Here is a 216-nt window from a genome sequence, read left to right as displayed (position 1 = left end):
TCATTTGCTTTATCTTTAACAACTTGTGCTCGGTGATAACCCGCTCCATCTAAAATCAAATGAATTCGATTATCACTGCCATTATGAGCTCGTAACTCCGTGAAAAAGTGTTGGATAGTCTCACTATTCACTTTTTCATAACGCTTAACTTGAGCTGCCGATAAATTATTCAAATCAATAGCACCAACAAGGTTTAACCGTGTTCGACTACCAGTC

At 38.0% G+C, this 216-nt stretch carries 1 protein-coding gene; it reads right to left on the bottom strand.

Annotated elements, in window-relative coordinates; translation table 11 throughout:
- Positions 1-216: transposase (locus CJF42_RS26405; RefSeq protein WP_170940802.1), on the bottom strand; the 216-nt coding region annotated here is incomplete at both ends.

The organism is Pseudoalteromonas sp. NBT06-2, from assembly GCF_002276045.1.
GTDB lineage: Bacteria > Pseudomonadota > Gammaproteobacteria > Enterobacterales > Alteromonadaceae > Pseudoalteromonas.
The sequence above is the reverse complement of the archived record's forward strand: the minus strand, read 5'-3'. Positions and strand labels throughout refer to the sequence as shown.